1 protein-coding gene is annotated in these 431 nt (G+C 45.9%); it reads right to left on the bottom strand.

The window, feature by feature from the left end; genetic code table 11:
• Nucleotides 1-429 (bottom strand): calcium:cation antiporter family protein (locus M595_RS28555; RefSeq protein ID WP_510984656.1); only part of this gene is annotated, 429 nt, incomplete at its 3' end.
• Between the last annotated feature and the right edge of the window lie 2 nt (nt 430-431).

Here is a 431-nt window from a genome sequence, read left to right as displayed (position 1 = left end):
TGTGCTCTTCCGATCTGTATACTGGACTGCTGTTGGTACTAAAATGGCAATCACCGCCAAGTTCATCGCCGAAGCATTCAACCGAGCTACAATGGACTGAAACTTTTGTTCTTTGTAGCGCAAGCCACCGAGAAGCATCGATAAACCCATCACTAACAGCAGGTTGCCAATAATCGAACCTGTGATGCTGGCTTTCACCACATCCAATAGTCCGGCTTTGAGAGCAACAATACCGATAATTAGTTCTGTAGCGTTTCCGAAGGTGGCATTCATCAGTCCACCCAAATTCGGGCCAAGAACGACAGCAATTTCTTCTGTAGCAATTCCCATCCAACCCGCTAAAGGAATAATCGCCATAGCAGACGTGATGAAAATAGCAGTCGAACCCCATTCTAAGAAGTGAGCTGCAATGGAAATGGGAATGAAGATCA

Origin of the sequence: Lyngbya aestuarii BL J (assembly GCF_000478195.2) — a bacterium.
Taxonomy (GTDB): Bacteria; Cyanobacteriota; Cyanobacteriia; order Cyanobacteriales; family Microcoleaceae; genus Capilliphycus; species Capilliphycus aestuarii.
The sequence above is the reverse complement of the archived record's forward strand: the minus strand, read 5'-3'. Positions and strand labels throughout refer to the sequence as shown.